30 protein-coding genes and 3 pseudogenes are annotated in these 22,779 nt (G+C 40.1%); 5 read left to right on the top strand and 28 right to left on the bottom strand.

Annotated elements, in window-relative coordinates; translation table 11 throughout:
* Nucleotides 1-370 precede the first annotated feature (370 nt).
* From A6J84_RS08210 to A6J84_RS08185, 6 genes and pseudogenes are all read right to left on the bottom strand, one after another.
* Nucleotides 371-1,420, bottom strand: coding sequence for a DUF389 domain-containing protein (locus tag A6J84_RS08210; protein WP_000126416.1), 1,050 nt, complete (start codon nt 1,418-1,420; stop codon nt 371-373).
* Nucleotides 1,417-1,740 (bottom strand): potassium channel family protein, encoded by a 324-nt coding sequence (locus A6J84_RS08205; protein WP_001253404.1) that lies wholly within the window; start codon nt 1,738-1,740, stop codon nt 1,417-1,419. Before A6J84_RS08205 ends, A6J84_RS08210 begins: the two co-directional genes overlap by 4 nt.
* A gap of 13 nt (nt 1,741-1,753) precedes the next feature.
* Nucleotides 1,754-2,095, bottom strand: a complete 342-nt coding sequence (locus A6J84_RS08200) for a hypothetical protein (protein WP_000397556.1) — start codon at nt 2,093-2,095, stop codon at nt 1,754-1,756.
* Nucleotides 2,077-2,322, bottom strand: a pseudogene (locus tag A6J84_RS08195) (TMEM175 family protein); the annotation flags it as partial. The gene A6J84_RS08200 and the pseudogene A6J84_RS08195, both read right to left, overlap by 19 nt.
* A 398-nt stretch (nt 2,323-2,720) precedes the next feature.
* Nucleotides 2,721-3,059, bottom strand: coding sequence for a Cd(II)/Zn(II)-sensing metalloregulatory transcriptional regulator CadX (cadX, locus tag A6J84_RS08190; RefSeq protein ID WP_000711083.1), 339 nt, complete (start codon nt 3,057-3,059; stop codon nt 2,721-2,723).
* Between the two features lie 11 nt (nt 3,060-3,070).
* The gene (locus tag A6J84_RS08185; RefSeq protein ID WP_000250556.1) at nt 3,071-3,685 is read right to left on the bottom strand and encodes a CadD family cadmium resistance transporter; all 615 of its coding nucleotides are present in this window, start codon (nt 3,683-3,685) and stop codon (nt 3,071-3,073) included.
* 28 nt (nt 3,686-3,713) lie between these two features.
* On the opposite strand from A6J84_RS08185, the gene A6J84_RS10330 reads away from it, so the two are divergent.
* Entirely contained in the window at nt 3,714-3,899 is a 186-nt protein-coding gene (locus tag A6J84_RS10330; protein WP_009013804.1) for a hypothetical protein, read from the top strand.
* A gap of 286 nt (nt 3,900-4,185) precedes the next feature.
* Here A6J84_RS10330 and A6J84_RS08175 read toward each other — a convergent pair whose 3' ends face one another.
* From A6J84_RS08175 to A6J84_RS08095, 16 genes are all read right to left on the bottom strand, one after another.
* A complete protein-coding gene (locus A6J84_RS08175) occupies nt 4,186-4,398 on the bottom strand; it encodes a hypothetical protein (protein WP_000710706.1) in 213 nt (70 codons plus the stop codon).
* Nucleotides 4,399-4,464: 66 nt separating this feature from the next.
* Nucleotides 4,465-4,656: a hypothetical protein gene (locus A6J84_RS08170; RefSeq protein WP_000177340.1), complete on the bottom strand. Its 192-nt coding sequence runs from the start codon at nt 4,654-4,656 to the stop codon at nt 4,465-4,467.
* Nucleotides 4,657-4,944: a hypothetical protein gene (locus tag A6J84_RS08165; protein ID WP_000542381.1), complete on the bottom strand. Its 288-nt coding sequence runs from the start codon at nt 4,942-4,944 to the stop codon at nt 4,657-4,659. It lies immediately after the preceding gene.
* Nucleotides 4,945-5,057: 113 nt separating this feature from the next.
* On the bottom strand, nt 5,058-5,285 hold the full coding sequence (locus A6J84_RS08160) for a hypothetical protein (protein WP_009013763.1): 228 nt from the start codon (nt 5,283-5,285) through the stop codon (nt 5,058-5,060).
* A gap of 72 nt (nt 5,286-5,357) precedes the next feature.
* Complete coding sequence (locus tag A6J84_RS08155; protein ID WP_000043341.1) at nt 5,358-5,573, bottom strand: hypothetical protein; 216 nt, start codon at nt 5,571-5,573, stop codon at nt 5,358-5,360.
* A gap of 75 nt (nt 5,574-5,648) precedes the next feature.
* Nucleotides 5,649-5,831 (bottom strand): hypothetical protein, encoded by a 183-nt coding sequence (locus tag A6J84_RS08150; RefSeq protein ID WP_000780387.1) that lies wholly within the window; start codon nt 5,829-5,831, stop codon nt 5,649-5,651.
* A 617-nt stretch (nt 5,832-6,448) separates the two neighbouring features.
* Nucleotides 6,449-7,060, bottom strand: a complete 612-nt coding sequence (gene rpsD, locus A6J84_RS08145; RefSeq protein ID WP_000092756.1) for a 30S ribosomal protein S4 — start codon at nt 7,058-7,060, stop codon at nt 6,449-6,451.
* Nucleotides 7,061-7,261: 201 nt separating this feature from the next.
* The gene (locus A6J84_RS08140; RefSeq protein WP_000769387.1) at nt 7,262-8,296 is read right to left on the bottom strand and encodes a sensor histidine kinase; all 1,035 of its coding nucleotides are present in this window, start codon (nt 8,294-8,296) and stop codon (nt 7,262-7,264) included.
* On the bottom strand, nt 8,293-8,991 hold the full coding sequence (locus A6J84_RS08135) for a response regulator transcription factor (protein ID WP_000751225.1): 699 nt from the start codon (nt 8,989-8,991) through the stop codon (nt 8,293-8,295). The genes A6J84_RS08140 and A6J84_RS08135 overlap by 4 nt, the downstream gene beginning before the upstream one ends.
* An 80-nt stretch (nt 8,992-9,071) precedes the next feature.
* On the bottom strand, nt 9,072-10,712 hold the full coding sequence (locus A6J84_RS08130; RefSeq protein WP_095726393.1) for an SSURE domain-containing protein: 1,641 nt from the start codon (nt 10,710-10,712) through the stop codon (nt 9,072-9,074).
* A gap of 156 nt (nt 10,713-10,868) precedes the next feature.
* Nucleotides 10,869-11,534, bottom strand: coding sequence for a potassium channel family protein (locus A6J84_RS08125; protein WP_001283887.1), 666 nt, complete (start codon nt 11,532-11,534; stop codon nt 10,869-10,871).
* 13 nt (nt 11,535-11,547) lie between these two features.
* Nucleotides 11,548-12,927, bottom strand: coding sequence for a TrkH family potassium uptake protein (locus A6J84_RS08120; RefSeq protein WP_102962123.1), 1,380 nt, complete (start codon nt 12,925-12,927; stop codon nt 11,548-11,550).
* Between the two features lie 33 nt (nt 12,928-12,960).
* Complete coding sequence (locus tag A6J84_RS08115) at nt 12,961-13,725, bottom strand: nucleoside phosphorylase (protein WP_000615023.1); 765 nt, start codon at nt 13,723-13,725, stop codon at nt 12,961-12,963.
* Between the two features lie 284 nt (nt 13,726-14,009).
* Nucleotides 14,010-14,633, bottom strand: a complete 624-nt coding sequence (locus A6J84_RS08105) for a TetR/AcrR family transcriptional regulator (protein ID WP_000361926.1) — start codon at nt 14,631-14,633, stop codon at nt 14,010-14,012.
* A gap of 39 nt (nt 14,634-14,672) precedes the next feature.
* Entirely contained in the window at nt 14,673-15,755 is a 1,083-nt protein-coding gene (locus A6J84_RS08100; protein WP_001259044.1) for an ABC transporter permease, read from the bottom strand.
* 1 nt (nt 15,756) lies between these two features.
* Nucleotides 15,757-16,473, bottom strand: coding sequence for an ABC transporter ATP-binding protein (locus A6J84_RS08095; protein WP_095726391.1), 717 nt, complete (start codon nt 16,471-16,473; stop codon nt 15,757-15,759).
* Between the two features lie 230 nt (nt 16,474-16,703).
* Between A6J84_RS08095 and A6J84_RS10360 the strand changes: the two are divergent.
* A pseudogene (locus A6J84_RS10360) lies at nt 16,704-16,838 on the top strand (low temperature requirement protein A); the annotation flags it as partial.
* Between the two features lie 54 nt (nt 16,839-16,892).
* Here the strand turns inward: A6J84_RS10360 and A6J84_RS08080 are convergent.
* Entirely contained in the window at nt 16,893-18,128 is a 1,236-nt protein-coding gene (locus A6J84_RS08080) for a carbohydrate-binding domain-containing protein (protein WP_095726390.1), read from the bottom strand.
* A 284-nt stretch (nt 18,129-18,412) separates the two neighbouring features.
* Nucleotides 18,413-18,976 carry a sugar O-acetyltransferase gene (locus tag A6J84_RS08075; RefSeq protein ID WP_042901942.1) on the bottom strand — a complete coding sequence of 188 codons (564 nt, stop codon included), beginning with the start codon at nt 18,974-18,976 and terminating at the stop codon, nt 18,413-18,415.
* Nucleotides 18,977-19,152: 176 nt separating this feature from the next.
* On the opposite strand from A6J84_RS08075, the gene A6J84_RS08070 reads away from it, so the two are divergent.
* The 3 genes and pseudogenes from A6J84_RS08070 (at nt 19,153) to A6J84_RS08060 (ending at nt 20,107) form a co-directional block, all read left to right on the top strand.
* Complete coding sequence (locus A6J84_RS08070) at nt 19,153-19,461, top strand: rhodanese-like domain-containing protein (protein ID WP_000468869.1); 309 nt, start codon at nt 19,153-19,155, stop codon at nt 19,459-19,461.
* 9 nt (nt 19,462-19,470) lie between these two features.
* A pseudogene (locus tag A6J84_RS10270) lies at nt 19,471-19,836 on the top strand (rhodanese-like domain-containing protein); the annotation flags it as partial.
* Nucleotides 19,811-20,107 (top strand): rhodanese-like domain-containing protein, encoded by a 297-nt coding sequence (locus tag A6J84_RS08060; RefSeq protein WP_000450169.1) that lies wholly within the window; start codon nt 19,811-19,813, stop codon nt 20,105-20,107. The pseudogene A6J84_RS10270 and the gene A6J84_RS08060, both read left to right, overlap by 26 nt.
* A 221-nt stretch (nt 20,108-20,328) precedes the next feature.
* Here the strand turns inward: A6J84_RS08060 and A6J84_RS08055 are convergent, their stop codons facing one another.
* The 4 genes from A6J84_RS08055 to A6J84_RS08040 form a co-directional block, all read right to left on the bottom strand.
* Entirely contained in the window at nt 20,329-20,586 is a 258-nt protein-coding gene (locus A6J84_RS08055) for a metal-sensitive transcriptional regulator (protein ID WP_000185160.1), read from the bottom strand.
* 199 nt (nt 20,587-20,785) lie between these two features.
* The gene (locus tag A6J84_RS08050; protein WP_042768198.1) at nt 20,786-21,343 is read right to left on the bottom strand and encodes a DUF3592 domain-containing protein; all 558 of its coding nucleotides are present in this window, start codon (nt 21,341-21,343) and stop codon (nt 20,786-20,788) included.
* Nucleotides 21,344-21,418: 75 nt separating this feature from the next.
* Complete coding sequence (locus tag A6J84_RS08045; RefSeq protein ID WP_193756711.1) at nt 21,419-22,081, bottom strand: hypothetical protein; 663 nt, start codon at nt 22,079-22,081, stop codon at nt 21,419-21,421.
* A gap of 2 nt (nt 22,082-22,083) precedes the next feature.
* Nucleotides 22,084-22,755 (bottom strand): hypothetical protein, encoded by a 672-nt coding sequence (locus A6J84_RS08040; RefSeq protein WP_001226099.1) that lies wholly within the window; start codon nt 22,753-22,755, stop codon nt 22,084-22,086.
* Between the last annotated feature and the right edge of the window lie 24 nt (nt 22,756-22,779).

The raw sequence follows: 22,779 nt of genomic DNA, 5'->3' as shown, positions 1-22,779 counted from the left end.
GTGTCAAGCTCCTCTTTTTTATTTGCTCTTTTACTTACAAATCGTAAGACCTGGTTTGGAAAGTATGAATTTCAGTTGGACTAAAAACAGCGTAATATCAAGACTTTTCTCCGCTTTTATAAAAGCGTTTTTCCAATCAAATTCAACTAATTTTATCTAAATGGTGTGGATTTTACCCCCAAAATTACAGAGAATGGAGCTGATAAACACTAAACGTTCACACCATTAGTTAAATGATTTTTTTCATCATTTTTCTTAGATGATAGAACTTCTAATTTATTTCTTATTCAAGCAAAAACAACCTGCTATAAGTAAGAAAGAGGAAGATACAAGAAAAACACGGCGTAAAAACCGATTCAGTTCATTGTCCTCAATCCTTGTCTGCTTCATTTTCTTTTACGAGATCGTTTTGTGAATCTTTTTCAGAGAGTTTTTGATCAATATACTTGTCAATGTTTTCATAAAATTCCTTGGTCGCTTCACTATCTAATGTTGGCGAGTTCTGAACTTGATTCACTTTCAATTGAACAGATTGAATACCGTAAGAGGCTTGTTTTTGGTGGAGTGTTTCTAATTCTTCTTCTGAAATCGGATCTCCAACAACCGTCAAGACCAATTCATTGTTACTTGACTTGTAGACTTGATTAATAACCGTATAATTGGCGAACTCTTTTCCTACAAACTGTTTGATCCCTTCTTTGCGCGCTTGTTCTATTGTCAGAGTAACTGCCGAATAGCTAGCTGGAAGAATCAACAATACAATCAAAGAAATCAAGCCAATTCTCATTTTAATGCTCAGCTCTTTAAATGAAGTTAAAGGAGATTTTCTCATCAAAATTCTTGTTCCAACAATGTTGGCTAGCATGATAAAGACACAGTTGATCAAGAAAAGATAGAGAGCCCCCAATAAAAATCGTACATTCCCATTAGCTAAACCATAGCCAGCAGTACAGATAGGCGGCATCAAAGCTGTAGCAATGGCTACTCCTGGCACGATATTGTTTGCTTCTTTTTTCCTTGAACCGATCACACCAGCAATCCCACCAGCAATAGCAATGAGAACATCCCAAATGGTTGGAGAGGTTCGTGCGATCAACTCGCTACTTGCATAAGACAAGGGAGAAATCCAGAAATACAGAGTCGAGACAAGCAAACTGACCAACACTTGAGTCAATAAAACCTCTAGAGATTGCTTGATTAAACGCGTATCAAAAATAGCTAAACCGAATCCCAGTCCAACAATCGGTGTCATGAGAGGTGAAATTAACATGGCTCCAATAATAACAGCTGTTGAATTCATATTTAGACCGATAGAGGCAATAAAAATTGCACACATCAAAATCGCTGTATCTCTCAATCGAACATGAAGGTCATCGTATAATTTCTCACGGTATTCCCGTGTTGAATAATTGGCAGTCATTTGTCCTCTCCTCTTTCCTTATTTAAATCGGTATAATAATTAATAATAACAGCTGATAAACAGCCAAAAAATATGAGCCCATAAATCGTCAAGAAGACACTGGTAATCCTTCCAATCAAGGTCACAGCTAGGAGATCCCCGTAGCCGACAGTCGTCGAAGTCACAAAAGCATACCAAAGACCGTCTCCGTAATTTGTGATAGCAGGTTCAACTAGGAAAAGCACGCCTCCTGACCCAAAAACAAAGGTCACAAAACTCAGAGCAAACCGAGTAAAACCCGTAACCTGTATAATATGCCATAACATTTTTAAACGTCTCATTTGTTCTCCTTATTCATACTAGCTCCTGACCGAGCCGTTTTTTCCAATAATCAAAGTGAAGATAGGACATGATCTCCATCAGAGAAAGATAGACAAACTGATAGATCTGATTTAAGCTGATTATCAACTGATATTGTTTGAAAAATGACTGGAAGAAAGACCAGATATGACTGTCTTGAATCAGTCCCTTCTTAACATCAGACAGGATATTAGCTAAAGCTCCCAAGGACTGAAACGGTAAATCCTTGACATTTATATAGATCCGGTCCACCACATCATTCAGACTGGTATCTTGGATGGCATGAAATTCTCCAAAGAGAACTCCTGCCGCTCCAAGAGTAGAAACAAATTCCACCAAATAATTTCTGAGGAAATTTTCTCAACCTTTTCCCATAATGTGTTTAGTGCCATCCATAACGATCCCAACCAGAAAAAGGAAAGAAAATAAGCAAAGAAATTTTGCCGTAAATCCCAAAAAGCTTGAAGACTTGGTGTCGTTGGTTTTTCTAACTCTAAAATCAAAATGGTCATAATAATTGCTAGAACAGCATCTGTCAATGCAATTAATCTATCTTTCTTCATCAGATTACGTTGCCTTTCATTTTGTAGTATTCTATCTCATCGTATAATATTTATTAATCTTAAATATTGGATAGTCACTTCATATTTTGAGTACAAACAAGATACACTAAAAAGCATGTATCTGTCATATTTTATTTAACTTTAGAAATATTCATCCATCTAATCAATAAATATATCATATTTCACAATAAATGACTACTATCAAAGATACATTTTCTTTCAGATTTCTCCCTTTTAAACTTGGCTAACTTGACCTGCATTACCTAGGTCGCTTTGCTTTAAATTATACTTTTTTCTTAAAGATTTGCTACGAGTAGTCTTTCATGTGAGTAATTTTTATCAAAAAATTTCATAGATAAGTCCTATATATAATCATGATAAAGTAGTAAAAATAGTTGTTATCCTAGTTGATTAAAAAAGTCTTTGATTTCCTCATCTTTTATAAAATAATATATAATTTTCCCCTCTCTTCTAGTATCCAAGATGTTTTGATTGGCTAGTTTACGAAGATGGTGGGAGGCAGATGCCATACTGAGATTTAGTAAACAGGCTATATCACAGACACAGAGTTCTTCAACAGCAAGGAGATAAAAGATGATATTTATCTGTTTATTATCGGTAAACTTTGATAAAATACGAAGTGATTTTTGGACTTTTTCCTTTTCAAGGTAGTTCGTTGCGGTTGTAACATTTTGCTGATTTATAATATTCACTTGGCAGATACTATCTTTTTTCATAATTTTTTCTCCTAGCCGAACACAGTCCTTAGCATGTTAAAGCTGTTGTTTTCAATCAGGATATACATCCCCAGTCCTAAATAAACAACGGCAATAAACCATCTGCTATATTTTTCCAAAGTTTCTCCAACAGAAGGGACTTGTGCCAATTTTTGGGCAGAAAAAACCAAGAGATAAATCATGACTAGAAAGGTAAGTAAAGCCACTATCAAATTCGCTAAATTTAAGGTAATAAAATATGGGACAAAAACACCAATATTGTCAGCACCACAACTTGCAAAAGTAATCATAGCGACTAGAAAAATCAGGTTTTTATTATCTTTGCGCAAACCATCTTTTGCAATAGCTTCTCCATCAGAATCTCCTAAAAGCAAAACTTTGAGTCCTAGGAAAATTGGAATCAAACCGAGCAAACCTAAAATCTCTTTACTAGGAATATAATTTAAGACAAATGCAAAAAGTAAACTTAGCAATATTAGACTAACAGAGCCTAGAAATTGTCCTAAATAGATGTTAATGATGTCTTTTCTGCTTTTTCTTTTGGCAAAAAATAACATTAGGATAATAAGTAAGTCTACGGCTGTCCCAGAATACAGGATTATTGAAGTAACAACATTTTGAACCATAAAGCACCTCATTCAAATATATTTTTGAATGTATTTTAACATTAAACTTTGTAGATGTCAACTTCAGCTCCATCAAAATATAGATAAGAAGGTAGTGTCCCAAACATTAAAAAGCCCTGCCATCGAAATGATAGCAGGGCTTAACTTCAATATCCAGATGATATATTTATCTAAAAAAGGTAGAGTAAAAGGTAGAGTTTTTATTGATTTGTAGTGCGATATAATGAGTTTCCAAAAATCAAAAATCGCTTAAAATCAATATTTTGACATCTATTGACGTGTACTGAAACCCTTACTTAACCTCTGTAAGGATATAATTACGGTACCAGTATATCATAAATAATAACAAAATCTTGACTTTCCGAAAAATAAGTATTTTCCGGAAAAATATCGAAATTAAATCAAAACTAAAAATATCTCATACATTTGAACTGCACCCCAAAAGTTAGACAGAAAAAATCTAACTTTTGGGGTGCAGTTCATCAAAGGTGCTTTTCATTTTAAAAAACTTGTGGAAAAACTTCATCCCATATATCTACTAAGCTTTTCCCGTCAAATACTTTAGCTTCCATAGCTTCATCAATTGTATCAAACTGCTGACCTTCATAATCATAACCAACTACACATATACTCGATAAAAAGCAAGCACCTCGGCTATTATAATTAAATTCAAGATCTTTGTCTAAATATTTTTTAATTTCATCCTTTTTCATATAGGACCATCCCAACTAAAACAATCTCAACAAACAAGATTTTTTCCTTAGATTCTATTCCCACTACTAGCTTTCTATGATGCTGACGATTTCATCTTCAAAATATTCATAAAGAGTTCCATCAACATCTACCAGCAAGGAGTCAATCTCCTCGTCATTGTCAGAGGCGTCACAATAGTCTTCTACAAATCCTCTAACTACCGCGCCATTTTTTAACGTGATAATTACATCTGTACGGTTAAATTTCCAGAGTGTCATTTAAATATTCCTTTCAATATTGGCTAATTGCTTTGCTTTTTCGTAGTAAGGTGTTAAGAAATCGATAAAACCTTGTTTGTCGCTTGGATCATGTTCCTCTAAAAATATCATCAACTCAAAGTCATTGAGAGCGTCAAACATTTCAGAGTTTTCATTATCCCAAGCCTCGGAAAATTCCGCATCTTCTCCAAAAAGAGCGTTAAACGTAAAGGAAAAATCCCAAAAATTATCAATCTGACCACTGACTGTTTGCTGGAGCATGTCTAATACTTGTTGACTATAACCCATTACCCTTCCCCTCCTAATAAGAACGTTGTAGCATATTGAGCTACGTTCCAAAAATTTAACAGACAAAATCTAATTTTTGGGGTGCAGTTCATTCATCAAAGATGATTTTTATTTTAATAATACTGCACTTCAATTCCATCCATAATTTCTACTAAAGTGTTATCGTCAATTTTTAGAGAAATCAGATCAATGAATGATGATACCTGGTATTCCTTATCTCCAATCACCACTACAATATCATGAACAGAATTAGGAAAAATCCCACATACTTGACCATTATAATCAAAAGAGGCATCCCAACCATTGTCATATAACTCTTGTAAATCATCTAATATTGCCATATAAACTAAATCCTTTTCCATAGTGTTTTCTTTCAAATAAGGCAGGTAAAAGCACCTAGATTGTTCTAAGTCCTATGAGATTGTTTTAATCGAGACAATCTCACTCTCAAAGAGAGAAATTTCAGTAGCTTCATCTGGACTAGGATTAGCAATGAGAATAGTGATTTCATCTTGCTCATCATTGTCCATTTCGTCAACAAAGTCTATGACACGTCCCTTGATTATCTTATCGCAATTAGTGACTATCTGAACCCTTGATCGAAGATACTTCCAAAGCTGTTTACTCATTTATTTTCCTCTCTGCTATTTTTTCGATAGTTCTTATACTTTTTATAGTTAGTCGATAAAATCGCCTAGGTTGAACTAAGCACTAATAATTTTGATTTTCTTGATAATATCTTCAGGATATGAGCGATCACCTATAACTATTTCGTCAGGACCATCTAAATCATAACCGTCAAACCAATCAACCACCCTACCCTTGATGGAGGTCCCATCTTCTAAAATAAGGCGAACATTTTTATCAACATATTCCCATAATTTCATTAAGTTCCTTCTCTCTAACATCGGAACAATATGACCCAATATTAGTTATTTACTAATGGCTTTTAGTTCCTGTTAAAAGCATTATAGCACACCTTACTTGCTAAAGTACAACAAGCACCCCATTAGACTAACCTGCTACTTTGCTTTCTTGTAAAAATGTTGTATACTTAAGTAAATAAAGGAAGTAATCTTGTTCCCCCCTGTCTACTATGTGGTCGGAATGATGGTTACTTCTTTTTTCCCCCTTACTATCTCAATAGCCTTGTATTTAAAAGTTTTTTAGGCTATAATTAAATTAACGAATAGAGGTTTTCCATCTCCCCTTGAAACAGATCTTTCTGCGGTAGGAGGTGGGACGCCTCTATTTGTTTTTTAAGTCAAAATGATGTAAAATTAATTCAAGAAAGAAGTGTGGTTTTCCCGCCTAAAAGCTCTATAGCTGTGGGAGGGTCACGCTTCTTTTTACCTCTCAAAAGAGAACGCAAAAAAAGCCGTCTCATTCTTTGAAGCAGCAATGAAATCAATCTAGCAAATATCTAAGCAAACCCAGAAATCAACCTTTTAAGACAAAGCAAAAAGCCCACTGTTGTAGGCTTTCTGTAAGATATTTCTTAAAATTAAAGCATCTTGTTGTAGAATTCAACGACAAGTGCTTCGTTGATTTCTGGGTTGATTTCGTCGCGTTCTGGCAAGCGAGTCAATGAACCTTCCAATTTTTCAGCATCGAATGATACGAATGCTGGACGTCCAAGAGTAGCTTCTACTGCTTCAAGGATTGCTGGAACTTTCAATGATTTTTCACGAACTGAGATTACTTGACCTGGAGTTACACGGTATGATGGGATATCAACGCGTTTTCCGTCAACAAGGATGTGACCGTGGTTTACGAATTGACGAGCTTGACGACGAGTAGTCGCAAGACCAAGACGGTAAACAACGTTATCCAAACGACGTTCCAAAAGAAGCATGAAGTTGAAACCTAGGATTCCGCCTTTGATTTTTGTAGCTTGTACGAACAAGTTACGGAATTGTTTTTCACCTACACCGTAAGTGAAACGAAGTTTTTGTTTTTCAGCCAATTGCAAACCGTATTCTGACAATTTAGAACGGTTGTTTGGTCCGTGTTGTCCTGGTACGTAGTTACGACGTGCCAATTCTTTACCTGTACCTGTAAGTGAAAGGCCAAGGCGACGAGCTTGTTTCCAAGATGGTCCTGTATAACGTGACATATGTATGTCCTCCTGATATAAATAATATTTGGCGGAAATAGTCACTTAGAAAGCCCTGATTCGTGCAGATGCCCTTCGCCTAAACAGCCAAGGTTACTTGTCATAAGACACCTGTTGACGAGCTTCATGCTTTCCTGCTGCTATTTCACACAAAGGCTATTATACCATGAAAAGCTAGATATGTAAAGGGATTTTACAGCTTTATTTCAAATTGAGGCTGAATGTAAATTTGCTTCCTAAGCCATATTGACTTTCTGCTGTGATTTCGCCACCAAGCTGATGGGCTAGTTCGCGTGCAATCGCAAGTCCTAATCCATGTCCACCTGTCTTCATATTGCGCGAAGTTTCTACACGATAAAGTCGTTTAAAGATCTTTTCCAAATCCTCAGGAAGGATTCCCTGACCCTCGTCTTTCACACTGATTCTCAGCTCTTGTTCTGTTAATTGGGCAAGAACCTCGATTCTGGTTCCTGGTTCTGAATATTTAAAGGCATTGTTTAACAAATTGACCAGAATGCGAGAAAGTTTGTCAGAATGGCTCTTGATTTTCGCCGACTCAGGTGATACTTGAATGTAAACATCTCGCTCCTCTTGTTCAATCTGGAGTTGAAATTCACTCATTGACTCAATCAACAGCTGATCTAAAAAGACCTCTTCGACTTCTTCATCAGCAGTATCTTGAGGTTGGGTGTTAAGAGTCAGAACATCCAATTCCTCCACTAGCTTGTTTAGACGCTCGGTTTGCCGACCAATCGTGGCTAAGTAGTGGAGTCGCTCCTCTTCCTTAATCACTCCATCTAGAATTCCCTCCACAGTAACCTGAATGGAGGTAATGGGAGTTTTAATATCGTGAGAGAGCTGCGCAATCATCATTCTCTTTTCTTGCTCGCTCTCATCAAGTGATTGAAAGGTGGCTTGCAAATTGTGGGACATGTCATTAAAAGCCTGGCCCAGCTCTTGAAATTCTAATGGTCCCTTGGTTTCAATTTCTGTGCTGAAATCCTTGCTTGCTATATCCTGAGCTTGTTTTTTCAAATGTTTCAGAGAAGAGAAAACAGGCGACAAGAGAAAGATGCTCACTGCAGCGCCAATGAAACTAGCAATCAAGGTCATTCCAACTAGAAAGTAAACTTCGCTTTTCTCGATCAACATTCGTTGGACTGCCCAGAAAACGACCAAAATCGTTAGTAGAGTCGACACTAGATACCCCACTAAAATATAGTTTTTTAATTTCATTTTCTACCTCTTGGTCTTTCCATCTTATAACCCAAACCCCAGACAGTTTTGATAGCAGGAGCATTTGAATTTGTATACTTGGTCAACTCTTGCCTCAAAGCATGGATATGAACATTGAGTGTATTGGTATCATCCACATAGTCCTCCTGCCATACCTTCTCGTAAAGTTCCGTCTTTGAAAAGACTCTCTCGGGATTGCTGGCTAATACCCATAGAAGTTCAAAGGATTTTACTGTCAATTCCAATGGTTGCTCCCCAATGCGAACCTCATGAGTCACATGGTTGATTACTAAGTCACCAAACTCGATCTGTTCTGTCTCTCCTCCGCGGCTAAGGCGACGCAAGATATTATTCACTCTTAAAACTAATTCGCGTGGGCTAAAGGGTTTGACTATAAAATCATCTGCCCCCAAACTTAAGCCATAAATCTTATCCTGTTCGCTTGTCTTAGCAGTTGTAAAGAGGAAGGGTTGATCCGGAGCGATATACTGAACTTCGCTGATAAAATCATAACCGTCCATATTGGGCATCATGATATCTGTGATAATGAGGTCGATAGATTTTTTTCTGAAAAGTTCTAATCCCTCCTTACCATCATGGGCGACCAAAACATCGTAACCTGCCTGTATAAGATAGCGGTTTTGAATATCTAGAATATCTATCTCATCATCAACCAGCAAAATTGTCTTTTTCATCTGACACTCCTTCGATAAAAACAGTGTTATACTTGCTTTAGTATAACACTATTTTCCCTAATGTTTAAGTGATTTGAATCTTAATCTTCTCGTTTGGTTGTTAAACCCAAAAGTCCAACAAGACCTGCCAAGGCTAGACCAAAGATACCAAGGCCAGCTGTAGCCGTTTTAGCTTCCCCAGTATTTGGTAGCATCGCTTTATCATCTTTTTTCATCATATTAGCCATTGGGCTAGAAGCTGGTTGATCGACCTTCATATCTGACATATGGTGATTTGTACCCATCATACCCTCAGTCGTACCTGTAGAGCCTGTTTCAGAAGGCTTCGTATTCATCTGACCTTGTTGAGATGGTATTGTCGCCATTTCTTTTCCACGAAGCTGAATCGTTACTTGACGAGTAGCAATCAGATTGGTCAAATCAGGTTTGCCGTCTTTAGAACCATACACTTTGACAGTAGCTTGGTATGTATGTGTTCCGTTAGCTCGAAGTTGATCTAGAAGGGCTTGTCCTTCTTTGCCAACCGTATTGCCATTCAAATCCACTTCGTAGAAATATTGGCCTTTAGCCAAGCCTTCAAGTGGCAATAGAGCAGGATTTTTAGCCGTTCCGTTATCTGACCATGGGGCTTTGTCTGAAGCTTTTAACAAGAGGCGAGTCAACATACCATCTCCACCAAAAGCTTCGTATGGAATGACTTGGTTGACACCGGCCAAGAAAGGTCCAGGAACCTTAGCCTTATCAAGGTAGCTAGCTGGAACATCAATCATGTCTTTGACATTGTTAACAACAGACTCTTTGACCTGATTTGGTGTGGTCAAGCCATTCAAATTAACAGTCAAATCTTTAGTCGCTACGAGGTTAGTTAAGTCAGGCTTGCCGTCTTTCGCACCGTACACCTTGATAGTAGCTTTATAGCTTTGAGTGCCGTTTTGTTTCAAAAGGTCAAGTAGTTCCTTGTCAGATTTTCCTTGAGTGCCAGCCAAATCCACTTCATAGAAGTAAAGGCCTTTGCCCAATTTCTCTACTGGTGGGAGAGCAGGATTTTTAGCTGTTCCGTTGTCTGACCATGGAGCCTTATCAGAGACTTTCAAGATCAGGCGAGTCAACATGCCGTCACCAGCGAAGAATTCGTATGGAATGACTTGGTTGACACCCGCTGTGAATGGACCTGGGAAATTGGCTTTGTCAAGGTAACTAGCTGGGACATCTACTGTGTCTTTGGTGTTGTCGGCCACACCCTTTTGCACTTCAGCTGGGGTGGTCGCTGGTTGCGCTTCACTGACTTCACGGTCTTGTCCAGAAACTGTAGACGCAGGACTTTCCACAGGTTTAACTGCATCTTCTGTTTGTTTCTTAGAGTCAGGTTGTGCTTGCACTTCTTCTTTTGGCACTACTGCAGGCTCTTTAGCAGTTGCGTCCGCTTTTTCTGAAGAGCTTGTGGTATCCACACTTGCTTTAGGTGTTGGAATAGACTGTTCTGAAGGAAGAGCTACATCGACTGCTTTTTTGAGAACCTCTGCTGGTAAGTCGCTCTTTTCACTCACCGAAGCAGCGTCTGGCACGACTTGGGCAGGAGTCGGATTGACGACATCAGCACGCGCAGAACTTGGTTGACCAACTAGGACAAAGAAGCCACTAGCCACAACAACTGAAGCAACGCCTACACTGAGACGGCGAATAGACCAACGAGTATATCTCTGATTTGGATTGAATTTCATAGGATTCTCCTTAGAGTTTTCTTTTTTTGATGACTCTAGTATAATCTCCTAAAATTAAAAAGGATTAAGAAAAAGTTAAAATTTTTCTTAAATCCCTCTTATAAAATACTTATATTGACTCGTTAATTATTAGGAAAGAGAGTAGCCTTTCCTCTCCTACTCACTCAGTTCAGCTAGAGTGTCCAAATGTTGGTTATTAATGACTGCCATGATGTAGGCATCTGCCTGCAAGAGGTCATTGGGTCCGAATTGGACATCCAGAGGAGCATTTTCGTAGGAACGAAAACCAAGTACATTGAGGTTGTATCGCCCACGTAAATCCAACTGACTGAGGCTTTTACCTACCCATGATTGGGGGATTTTCATCTCGACAATCGATACATTCTTGTCCAGCTGAAAGACGTCTACGCTGTTATGAAAGAGGATGGTCTGTGCTAATGAGCGCCCCATTTCAAACTCTGGTGAGATGACTGCGTCTGCACCAATTTTTTCCAACACCTTTTTAGCCGTATGGCTTTTGACCTTGGCAATAACGGTCGGCACTCCTAAACTCTTGCAGTGCATGACCGCAAGAACACTGGACTCCAGATTTTCACCTGTTGCGACGACTACGGTATCACAGGTGTCAATCCCCGCTGATAGAAGGAGTTCTTCATCCGTGATATCTCCAACTACTCCACGCGCCAACACTGATTCAAATTGATTAATGCGTTCCTCGTGGTCATCAATAGCAATGATATTCATGTCATGCTTGGCTAGGGCAGCCAAAACACTGCTCCCAAAAATTCCCAAGCCTAAAATTCCAATTGTCCGATCTGACATCGTTTTTCCTTTCTTATCCGATAGTGATATCTGCCTTCATATAGTGAATCGTATCTTTCTTGTCTGGCTGGTATTCCGCTACACTGACCAGTAGTGTCAAGGGACCAATACGGCCGATAAACATCAACAACATAACGATACTGAGGGCTAACTTACCTAACTCTGGTGTTAAATTTGCCGTCACCCCAACTGTTGCAAGGGCTGAAATGGTCTCAAACATGAGGTAGATAAAGCGCGGATTTCCCTCTGCTGTTATCCCTAGTAGGATCAAGCCCAGCAAGAAGGTCAGCAAGAAGATAATAAAGACACTGAAAGATTTTTGCACGGTTCGGGGTTCAATGGTCCTCCGAGCTACATTGGCATGGGGCAAGCCCAACAATTCGCTACGAGCAAAGACCAACAAGACAAAGAAGGTCGTAATCTTGAGCCCCCCTGCTGTCCCTCCAGGTGCCCCTCCCAGAAACATCTGCAAGATGTATATCAGTAAGGTAACTGGTCGAGCCTGGGTGTAGTCAATGGAAGCAAATCCTGCCGTTCTCATGCTGACGGTCTGGAAGAAACTAACCAGTAGTTTCTCTGGAGCGCTGAGATTTCCAATCGTCCCAGGATTGTTCCACTCAATTAAGAGAGTCGATACGGTTCCAAAGAGTAAAATTCCTACCGTTAAAAAGAGAACTAACTTGGTATGGAAACGCAGGTGGCGTTTTTTCTTTTTTCCAAACTGGGTCGCTAAATCAAACCAGACCATAAATCCTAGCCCACCCGTGATAATCAAACCTGCAATGACTAGATTGATCAAGGGGTCCGTTTGAAAGGCTAGCAAACTCGTACTTCCAAAATTATCAAATCCAGCATTACAGAAAGCTGAAATGGCCAAAAAGATAGAGGTTAAAATCCCTCGCCCCCAGCCAAACTCAGGAATAAAGCGGAAACTCAAGAGAAAGGCACCAATCCCTTCCACCAGAAAAGTCGTCAGAAAGATCGAGCGGATAAAGTCCTTTAGAGACTGAGTTTCCCCATAACTGAAACTTTCTTGAATGGTCTCACGACCACGAAGACTGAGCTTTTGCTTGCCTTGGATATAAAAGATTCCGATAAAGGTCATGAGCCCCAAACCACCGATCTGGATCAAGATCATGCAGATCAACTGGCCCCAGATATTGTAAGTAGAGGCCACCGGCTGGGTGAAGAGCCCTGTCACACAGACCATGGACACAGTTGTAAAGAGATGGTCAAAGTAGGTCGCTTGTGACGTTCCTGCTTGCACAAAGGGAAGGCTTAAAAGGAGCGAGCCCAAGAAGATAACTAAGGCAAAACTTAAAAAGATGCGACGGGCTGGTGATAACCGAGACAGCGTCGTCTTGATTTTTTCCAAAAAAGATTTGAATAACATAGCTACATTCTACCATAAAAACAGTCAGAACACTCACATGTGGTGCACAATGGCAAGACAGAGTTCGAGTGCCTTGTCAAAAGCTTCAGAGCCCCAATCACGACTGTCGTAGTTGTCTAGATCCGCCAAGGAATCTGCGGTAAAGAGCAATCCCCCCCAGACAACCCTACGTAGCTGAGCTACTGCCGCAAGAGCAGAACACTCCATCTCCACAACAGCACAGCCTTCTTCCTTACGATAAGCAACCTTTTCAGCCGTCTCTCGGTAAAAACCATCTGTCGTCCAGGTCATGACTTCCTCGTAAGGGATGCCTCTTTGCTCCAAGATTTGCTCAATGGCAGAGATAGCCTCAAGCTGCATCTCCATATAACGAGAAGGCGCTGCATAGTGGTAGCTGGTCCCCTCATCTCGCAAAGCGCGAACAGGGACGAGAAAGGCATTCTCCTCTATATCGGCTAGGACACCACAGGTTCCAGTGGAAATGATTTGCTCCACACCATAACCAATCAACCAATCCATAAACTGGGCCGCTGGGGCAGAGCCTACGGGCGCCTGGGCCAGACAAATCTCCTCGCCCTTGTAGTTGAGGACGTAGACTGGATACGTCTTGGTGGCCGAAACGAACTCACCAACACAGTCCGCCCCTACTTCCTGGGCATAGCGGTCAATCTCCTCCTCCAAAAACGCATAGATGCACTTCTTTGGCAACTTTAAATCTAGCCCCTCATGTGTTGGCATAAGGACCGCTTGGGGGTTGTCATCAAACTCTAAAATGGGAATCGCATGTTTCTGAATCATAGCCCACCTCCTGTAATTTTGTACTATTGTATCAAAAGCTGACGGAGTGTCAAGGAGTTGTCTTTAGCAAGCCAGAAATCTCCTCTTCCATACACCTGAGAAATCGTTGCACCGCTGGAGAAGTCGGTTTCTGTTTTAGTAAAGTGATTGAGGACTATCACCAAAATACCAAATTCAATAATAAAAAAGCACAAATCTGCATCAGGTAATGTATACCCTTTTATATTATCTTGTACAAGAAGCCAAACCAATAGAATCTAGCCTCCATTTTGTCTAGGCCTACTCTATTTCCACAAACCACCTAAAATCTGTTTTTCTAATAAGTCTAGGTCTTCTTCCTTTATTTCTCCGTTGTCACTAACGATATAAAGCTGAGCGAAGTAAGCCAACAATGGACCAACACAAATACGAACCATTTGAGGAATCGTTAACTCTGGATTTACACGTGGATCTGCTAGCAATTCCTTATGAAGCACTCGAAGTTTATCTTGAATAGCACTCCAGATAAAAATCTGTTCATTTTTTAGTTTTTTATTTGAAAAACTCTCCTGCAGAATGATTTTCATCAAAGCACGATTTTTTTTGAGATAGCTCATACGATCATGGACGAGATAACGAACCCTCTCTTCTGTCGTTTCAAAAGCTAAGAGTTCCTCAAAAAAACTGCCGAAAATGCCTGGGACTACAGGATGTAAAATAGCCGTCAGTAAATCATCCTTCGTCTTAAAATACTTAAACAAAGTTGCTTGGCTTAGTCCAGCACGCTCAGCTATGTGAAGAGTTGAGGTCCCATGGTAACTCCTGGTTGATATGAGATCCACTGCTGCCTGCATGATTTTTTTCTTTCCTTGAGGGTAATTCGCTTCTTCTAAGTAATCTTCAAACGATTCAAAAACAGTCTTATCCATCTAATCTTCACACCTTTTTAGCATTATTTATGTTGATTTCTAAACTTTACGATAACGACGCAATCCAACAATATTAAGAATTGTTAAAATGATCAAGAAAACCATTAAAACACCAAGATTTGACAAAATATCACCAAGATTGTGCCCGTAAAGAATAATCTGGCTTATTGCATCACCAGAATAGGTTAATGGCAAAAATTTCCCCACAGTTGGAGCCCATTCTCCCATGGATGACAATGGAATAATTCCTGAGAAAAAAAGTTGGGGCATAATCACGAGAGGAATAAATTGCATCATTTGGAATTCTGATTTTGCTAGAGTAGACAAGAGAATTCCAAAAGCTAGTGCTACAAGAGCCAGTACCACATTAACTATTATAACATTTAAAATACTTCCTACAACTTCTACATCTAGTAGCCAAATTGCTGCTAAAACGACAACTGCCGTTTGAAAAATCGCAATAATACCGTAAGACAACATATAGCCATAGACGATTTCAGATCGTTTCACTGGTGTTGCTAACAAACGTTCTAGTGTTCCACTGGTGCGCTCTTTCAAAAGCGCCATACCTGAAATCAAAAAGACAAAGAAGAAAACTACAAAACCTATCAAAACCGGAATCATGCTGGTAAAGAAGCTTGTATTTTCATCTCCATACTGGTAAGACTCCTTGATTTCTGGTGTTTTTGCGTCCGAGTCCAATTGTGGAAGAGCTTGTTTAACACGAGATACTAACTGATCGGTGCCTTCACTGGCGATACTCGTTCGTAACACTTGTCGTGTCATAGTTGTTTTAGAAGCATCCGTATTTGCGTAGTCGACCTGGTACTCACCGTCTTTATAAGAAATCACAGCATCGACTTTTTCATTTGCTAGCGCTTCTTTGGCTTGATCTAAGTCTTGATAAGTCTCGACGTCCACATGATCGAGCTCATCCATTTTCGTTACCAAACCAGTTGGTAGATCCTGTGTTGCTAACTTGACATCCACGGTTGTACTAGCTGAAAACATGAGGTTCATCAACCACATGATAAAAACAGGTGCTATAAACATCAGAGCTAGAGTTCGTTTGTCGCGAAGTAATTCTTTGATGACTTTTTTTGCAATCGCTATTGTTCTCATTTTACTCACCTTCTGCTTTTAAAAATACTTCTTCAATACTTGAAACTTGATAACTTTCTTTTAAGTGTTGCGGTGTATCAAAAGCAATGATTTTTCCGCCTAATAATAAGCCGACCTTATCCGTCAACTCTGCTTCATCCATAACATGGGTAGTAACTAATATCCCAACCCCATTGTCTCTAAGCGCGAATAATTCTTTCCAGATTTTCTTTCGAAGAGAAGGGTCGATTCCAACTGTCGGTTCGTCCAAAATCAAGAGTTGAGGATTTCCTAAAAGCGCGATAGCCAGTGACAAACGCCGTTTCATTCCTCCAGAATAACCAGATACCGCCTTGTTTAAGTAGTCTGTCAGATCTACTACTTGAGCTATATAAGCAATTTCCGCCTTTAGGTCTTTTTTAGAAAGCCCCTTTAGCTGACCAAAAAATTCCAGATTTTCTTGACCAGACAAGGACTCGTATAAAGCATCTGATTGGGCCATATAGCCAATATCTCCTAAAATATGACGATTGGGCATAGTGTGATTTAACACTAAAGCTAGGCCTCCATCAGCCTTTTCCATTCCTAACGTAGTCTTAATCATAGTTGATTTACCAGCACCAGACGGACCAATTAATCCTATAATTTCTCCTAGCTGCAATTCAAAGCTGACATGATTCAGAACTATTTGTTGGTCAAAAGATTTTACTAAATCTTGTAAATGTAGCAATTTTTTCATATGCTTCCTCCTAGGTGAGTGGGTACTCACTTTTTAAATCACAGAAGCTATTATAGTGAGTAATCACTCACTTGTCAAGAGAAAGGGTTAAATTCTTTAAAAAAATAAAACACCAGATTCGTATCTGATGTTTATGATGCACATGTCTTATTTCTAAAAATGTTTTTGAACTTCCTCTCTATACTCCGAAATGGTCTTTCCTGTCCACTTTTTAAAGGCCTATTCTTCCTCTACTTTTCTCAGCCAATCCTACTACTGTCATCACAATAGCAACCTTGATAACCTTAGCTATGGAAATTCACTTTATCCGTTTTTATATGAAACAGACCAAGAAGTTCTCAACTCCGGATTGGTATTTATTCTAGAAAATCCTTCCTACATAAAACTCTCCCTTCTCTTTCGAGAAAGGAGATTCTTTTTTATCCTTGTCCGCCAGGGGCTGGACCGTCGCCTTGAGGGCCTCCATTTGGTCCACCGCCTCCAGGTATAGAATTGACGATTTCCGTTTGTTTTTCACCGTTGAGATAGATATCTCCACCTGTGTAGGTCGCTGTTCCATCAAAGTCAAAACCTGTTTGACCAGTCATTTTAATGGTCCCACCTGTGACCGTAATATTGCCGTTTGAGTCGATTGGGTCTGTGTCTCCTTGGCCGACTTCTACAGTCAGATTCCCGCCGTTCATAGTGAAGAAGATTTCATTCTGTTGGGCGTTTTTGTTAGCTGCGTTGACTCCATCATCTGTTGAGTAGATGCTAATATCCCCACCGTTGATAGTGATTGACTTACCTTCAAGTCCTTCTGTCGAATTCTTGACGGTGTAGGTACCACTATCGATGACGAGGTCTCCAGATGCGTGGATGCCATCATCTCCTGCTGTGACGGTGATGTTGTTGTTGGATAGGTACATGGTCCCAACTGAAGTATCCTCGTCATTGTCCACCTTGACCCCATCCTCTTTGGCATCGATGGTCATGGTCGTACCAGTGATGTTGAGTTCATCATTGACATTGAAGGCATCGCCAACTGCTGTGATGTTATAGGTTCCACCCGTGATGTGGAGGGTGTCGTTGGCCTTGATACCATTGTTCTTCTTGCCATCTACATTGAGAGTTCCTTTCCCGTTGATGGTCAAATCCACCTTAGAAAAGAGAGCTGCGTCTGCTTTTTCGTCACTGTTAGAGCTTGAGTCAGAGAGACTGTTGGTGGTTCCCTCTGCTAGAGTCAAGTAGACATGACCAGCTGATGTCGCAGATATCGCTGCATTGGTATTGGTCATGGTCGCGCCTTTTAGGACTAGATGAACATCTGCAGACTTATCTGCCTCGATCTTGATCTGCACTCCGTCAGACTGACCTGAAATCACATAGGTCCCAGATTTTGTGATGGTCACTGTTGATTCAGAGACTGTCACGCCATCCCCAAAGACGTTTGCTGATGAGCCAGATAACTCAATCTTAGAAGCTGTGCTTTCGTCATAAGAAGTATCATTGTCCTTCTCTGTAAAATAGGATGATTGGTTTGTCTTTGTTGCAGTTGTTGTGGCACTATTTGTCGTTGCATTGGTATTGGATGTAGTTGTTGACTGGGCACATGCTGCCATCAGCACCATTGCCGTTAAACTCGTTGCGAGTAGGGTCCATTTTTTTGATTTCATACCTTTTTCCTCTCCTTCGTATGATATAGCTAGACAGTCTACAGAAGATTCCTGAAACGAAACTAAAACTTTTCTGAAAGTTTCCTTAAATTTAGTTTGGATTAGATTTCGCCTAGTAATTTTTAGAAAGGACTGCTAAAAACAATTTTTGAACGCTAAAATACCTTTAATAGATTTTTTAAACCAAGATTCCCCAGTGCGATATCTCCTTGACCAAGAAAGCCAAAAAGAAGAAAAATTTATAAGACTAAAGCTCATAAAAAGAACAGCCCAGGCTGTTCTTTTTAGTTTTCTTTTACTTGGATTTCCTTGATAACACGCGCAGGATTGCCAGCTAGGACGACATTGTCTCCAAAGGACTTGGTAATCACGGCCCCCGCTCCTGCCACCACGTTATTTCCTAATGTCACCCCAGAAAGGACAATAACCCCACCTCCAGCCCAGAAATTATCTCCAATGGTGATGGGCTTGCCGTATTCGACCCCTGAATTGCGTTCATGCGGATCCAGTGGATGGAGTGGGGTTAAAAACTGACAGTTGGGGCCAAGCATAGCGTTGTTCCCAATGCGAATCGGACAAACATCCAGCATGGTCAAGTTCCAATTAGAATAAAAATTTTCCCCTAGATGGATATTGACCCCATAATCGACCACCAGACGTGGATTGACATAGAGATTTTGCCCAGTTGAGCCAAACCAAGTCTTGATGATTTCAGCTCCCTTCAAGGGATCCTCTTCCTTGTTAAAGGCAGCCTGTTTTTGGCGAGAAGCCTGCGCCAAGACCCGTAATTCTGGGTCCGACGGACGGTAAGGCTCCCCTGCTATCATTTTCTGGTATTCGCTAGCCATCTTATCACCTCATACTTACTTTGGCCCCATCATATCAAAAAGCCTCCGAAAGGTCAAGAATGGCCTGCTTTCTAGACTCTCGAAACGAATCCCTCTCCTAAGTCAAAACAACTTGCTTGACAAAAGCTTGACTTCATGGTTTAATATACCCCATAAGGGTATATGTGGAGGTGCCTATGTTTCACTTATTATTTACAAAAATTGACAGTATTTCTACCAGCGAGTTAGAAGCTAAACTTAAGGAACCGATTCAGCTACTGGATGTTCGGACGCCTATGGAATTCCGTAGAGGTCATATCAAAAATGCCAAAAATGTTCCTTTAACGGAAATCGGTTCTTACACACCAGCGACAAAAGAAACACTCTATGTCATTTGTCATTCTGGTGTGCGAAGCAAACTAGCTGCGAAGAAGCTAAAGAAAAAAGGCTACGATGTCATCAATGTCCGAGGCGGTATGAGCGCTTGGACAGGTAAGGTCATCTAGAAGTATAAAATAATTGGCTACACAGCCTTGAACCTTATCGAAGGTCTGAGCGACAATATCCAAGGTGTCCGCTCGAAGACGATCTGACTAAGGGCAAATAATCCCTAGATGTGCGGACAAGTGGCGAATTTCAGGGGAGCTACCCAAGGTCGATACCATCCATAACCCCTAAATGAACTAAGGGAGATCTTGGGTGAACCAGACAAGAACCAAGCCTACATCCTTAGCTGCCACAGCGTTTTGCGCAACTATATCACAGAGCGTATCCTCCAGCAGGCAGGATTTGCCGTCCAAAACCTTGATGGCGCTTATTCACTATATAAAATGGCTAATCCAGAAGGAGTCGAATATGGAAACGAGTATCAGCATGGCTGACTTTTATGAAAAATACCTAAATGAAAATCTAAACCTTATCGATGTACGTGAGGTGCATGAATTCCAAGCAGGACATGCACCAGGAGCAAGAAATCTTCCGTTAAGTACCTTGGAGCAAGGTTACAAAGAACTCAAACCTGACCAGGAATATCATGTCATCTGTCAAGGTGGAGTCCGTTCCGCATCTGCTTGTGAATTTCTAAGCGCCCAAGGCCTCACCGTTATCAATGTAGAAGGTGGTATGAATGCTTGGCCCGGTCAAGTAGAATAAGCAAAAAACCGATTAAGTTCCTTAATCGGTTTTTTCATTTCTGCAACCCACTGATATAGGGCTCGTAGCCCGCCGCTTCTAAAAAACGAAACACATTGATGGTATCTAAAAAGAGGTTGCTCATTGGTATTGGGGGAACTCATCCGTTTGTCCGACATGATTTCTTTATCGAAATAGACTTAAATACCTTTGTCTGCATTGTTTATCAATAGCAAATTAGTTTATTTCCGTTTAATCAGGTATCGGATGGCCTTTTCTAGGCGTTCCTTTTGAGCCTCGGGGTCGTCTAGTGGTTGGTTGATACAGCCTGTGAGATTTTCAGTAATTATCATCTCAATCACGCGCTCAACGCTAGATTTCACTGCTGTCAACTGCGTAACAATATCTGCGCAGTCACGATCTTCTTCAATCATCTTTTGAATCCCACGCAACTGGCCCTCTGAACGTTTCAGGCGTGTGATGTACTTTGAGTTTGTCATTAATTTATCCTTGGTCACTTTTTCTTCATTATATCTCGAATAAGGGGCTTTGTCAAAATTCACTTCCTGTCTGTATTTGTAGGAGGCAACCTCTCCTCTGTATCAGATAGAAAAGATTGATAAGCATGGAAATGGAAAAGAAACTCTGTCCTCCTTGAAGCTCGATGGGAAGTCACGTTTCCTTTCAACCAACTGACCTTTATGCGTATATCTTGGACAAATTGGACAAAAAGGCTAGGATCACTATCCCATAGACTAGAACTAGAGCCAGCCCAAATCCGATACCAAACCACTTGTAAAACTTGTCCATTCCGCTGTAACGTTCGACATAGGCCCTGGTCGGCTTGTCTGGATCATACCAGACTGTCAGCTCCGAATGAAGGGGGAAATGGGTCTGCATCAAGCGTTTGAAGGAAACAAAGGAGTTGCTGTAGCGAGTGATCGAAGGTGCCAGCATATCTTCTCTTGTATAGTCCTTTAAAAATTTAGTAGTCCCCCACGGAATTGTGACCGTTTTGAACATAAAATACTGCAAGGTTTTCTTATAAGCAATCCCATCCACCGTGTATTCGACGATAGGTGGATACCCCTCACGAAAACGGCTATAGCCGATAACCGTTCCCTGTACGGATGACTTGGCAAGGCGGACCAACTTCTGATCCCGAAGATAGAGGAAAAGAAAGGTCCCACACACAAATACAAAAGATAGGAAGATGACGATTGTCCCAACTATCAAACCAATCACTTCTTTATTCATATGAACTCCTCCTGTTATTTTATACAGTAAAATCCCAAAACGAACTCATCCAGAAGGACATTGAAGCTCTCGAGTCTACTCTTCGGATTTTTCTTTTGACTGTTTTTCTCTCAAATCTTTTACAGATTTCGATATGATATCTCTCACCTGTTCGTCAGTAAGTTCTGGAATCTGGTAATAAGGATTATTGGATTCGCTTTTTGACGGTTTTGTTCCTGAACTTTCGGTTTTAGAACTTTGTTCAGTCGAAGACGAGGATTTCGACTCTGAGGAACTGGATTCTTTGGTCTTAGTGGAACTGGACGACTCAGACTCAGAAGACTTGGACGTTTCAGGCGTTTTAGAATCAAGCTTAGGCGGCTTGTTTACTTGGTCGTCCGGCTGTTTTACAGGTTTATAGGTTAGTCCGAAAGACAAGAGTAAGGCAATCAAAGTCCCAATACTAGCCAAGGTTCTTTTATTGGCTTCAGTCGAGGGAACCTTTACTCCCTTTGTACTGAGTATTTTCCATTCTGGATGCTCTTTTTCTATGGCTTTTTTCTGTCTCCTAAGAGGACCAAGTAGAAAATGATTAAAAGGCACAATTGTTACCATAGCCACCGTTACAAGCGGGACATAATTGGAATGAGTTGATACCAGTAGAACATCGAGTATAGCGAGAAGAATGAAGAGGAAACGCCCCACAAACTTACGAACTTGATGCTCTTTTTTGATCTGCAAATATCTCTCTTGTGACATTATCATCCTCTCTTTTCTATTTCTTCATTAAATATCACTTTCCCCTGTTCATATTTTCGCACAGCTAAGAACCAGCGGATAGGGTTGTTTTGGAATAAGAAAAGGTACAACAAGGCAGGAAAGAGACCTGCTAAAGGCGAGAAAAAGATTTGTATATCAAATGCCTCTTGCTTATTGAATGAGTCAATAGTGCCCGGAATTGCAGCAGCAAATATTACTATAGTAGTCATAAAAACTAGTAGCATGACAATCATAAAAGCCAACATTTTCGCAAACGTCGCTTTTTTCTCACTAAAATTTTCCCAGAACAAATTTGAATAAACTGCTTCTTTAAACTCTTTCTTTGTTGCTCCTTGGACTCGTTTCACTCCTTTATATAAGGCGACTTCCATCATCCATATAAATCCAAATAGGATAAAGGAAAGACAAAGAATAAAAATAGGAACCATCCCACTATTATAACGAAGGCCTGAGAAAATTGGTATTGCAACAAATCCTCCGAGTAAACCTAACAAAGAGAATATAGCAATTAAAGGAGCAATCCCCCTATTCGATCTCCTAGCCCCTTCTGTATTTAACAATGCACTCTTATCTGCTACAAGAGCCTCTTTTGTTCGCGTATTATAGTAAACGGCCTTATCACCGCTCTGTCCAATAAAAATTATTTTTCTCATATAAAATCACCACAGTTTTCACTA

Source organism: Streptococcus sp. FDAARGOS_256 (genome assembly GCF_002289235.2).
In the GTDB taxonomy this organism is placed as follows: Bacteria; Bacillota; Bacilli; order Lactobacillales; family Streptococcaceae; genus Streptococcus.
Note: the sequence above shows the minus strand (reverse complement) of the source record. Positions and strands in the feature narration are given on the sequence as shown.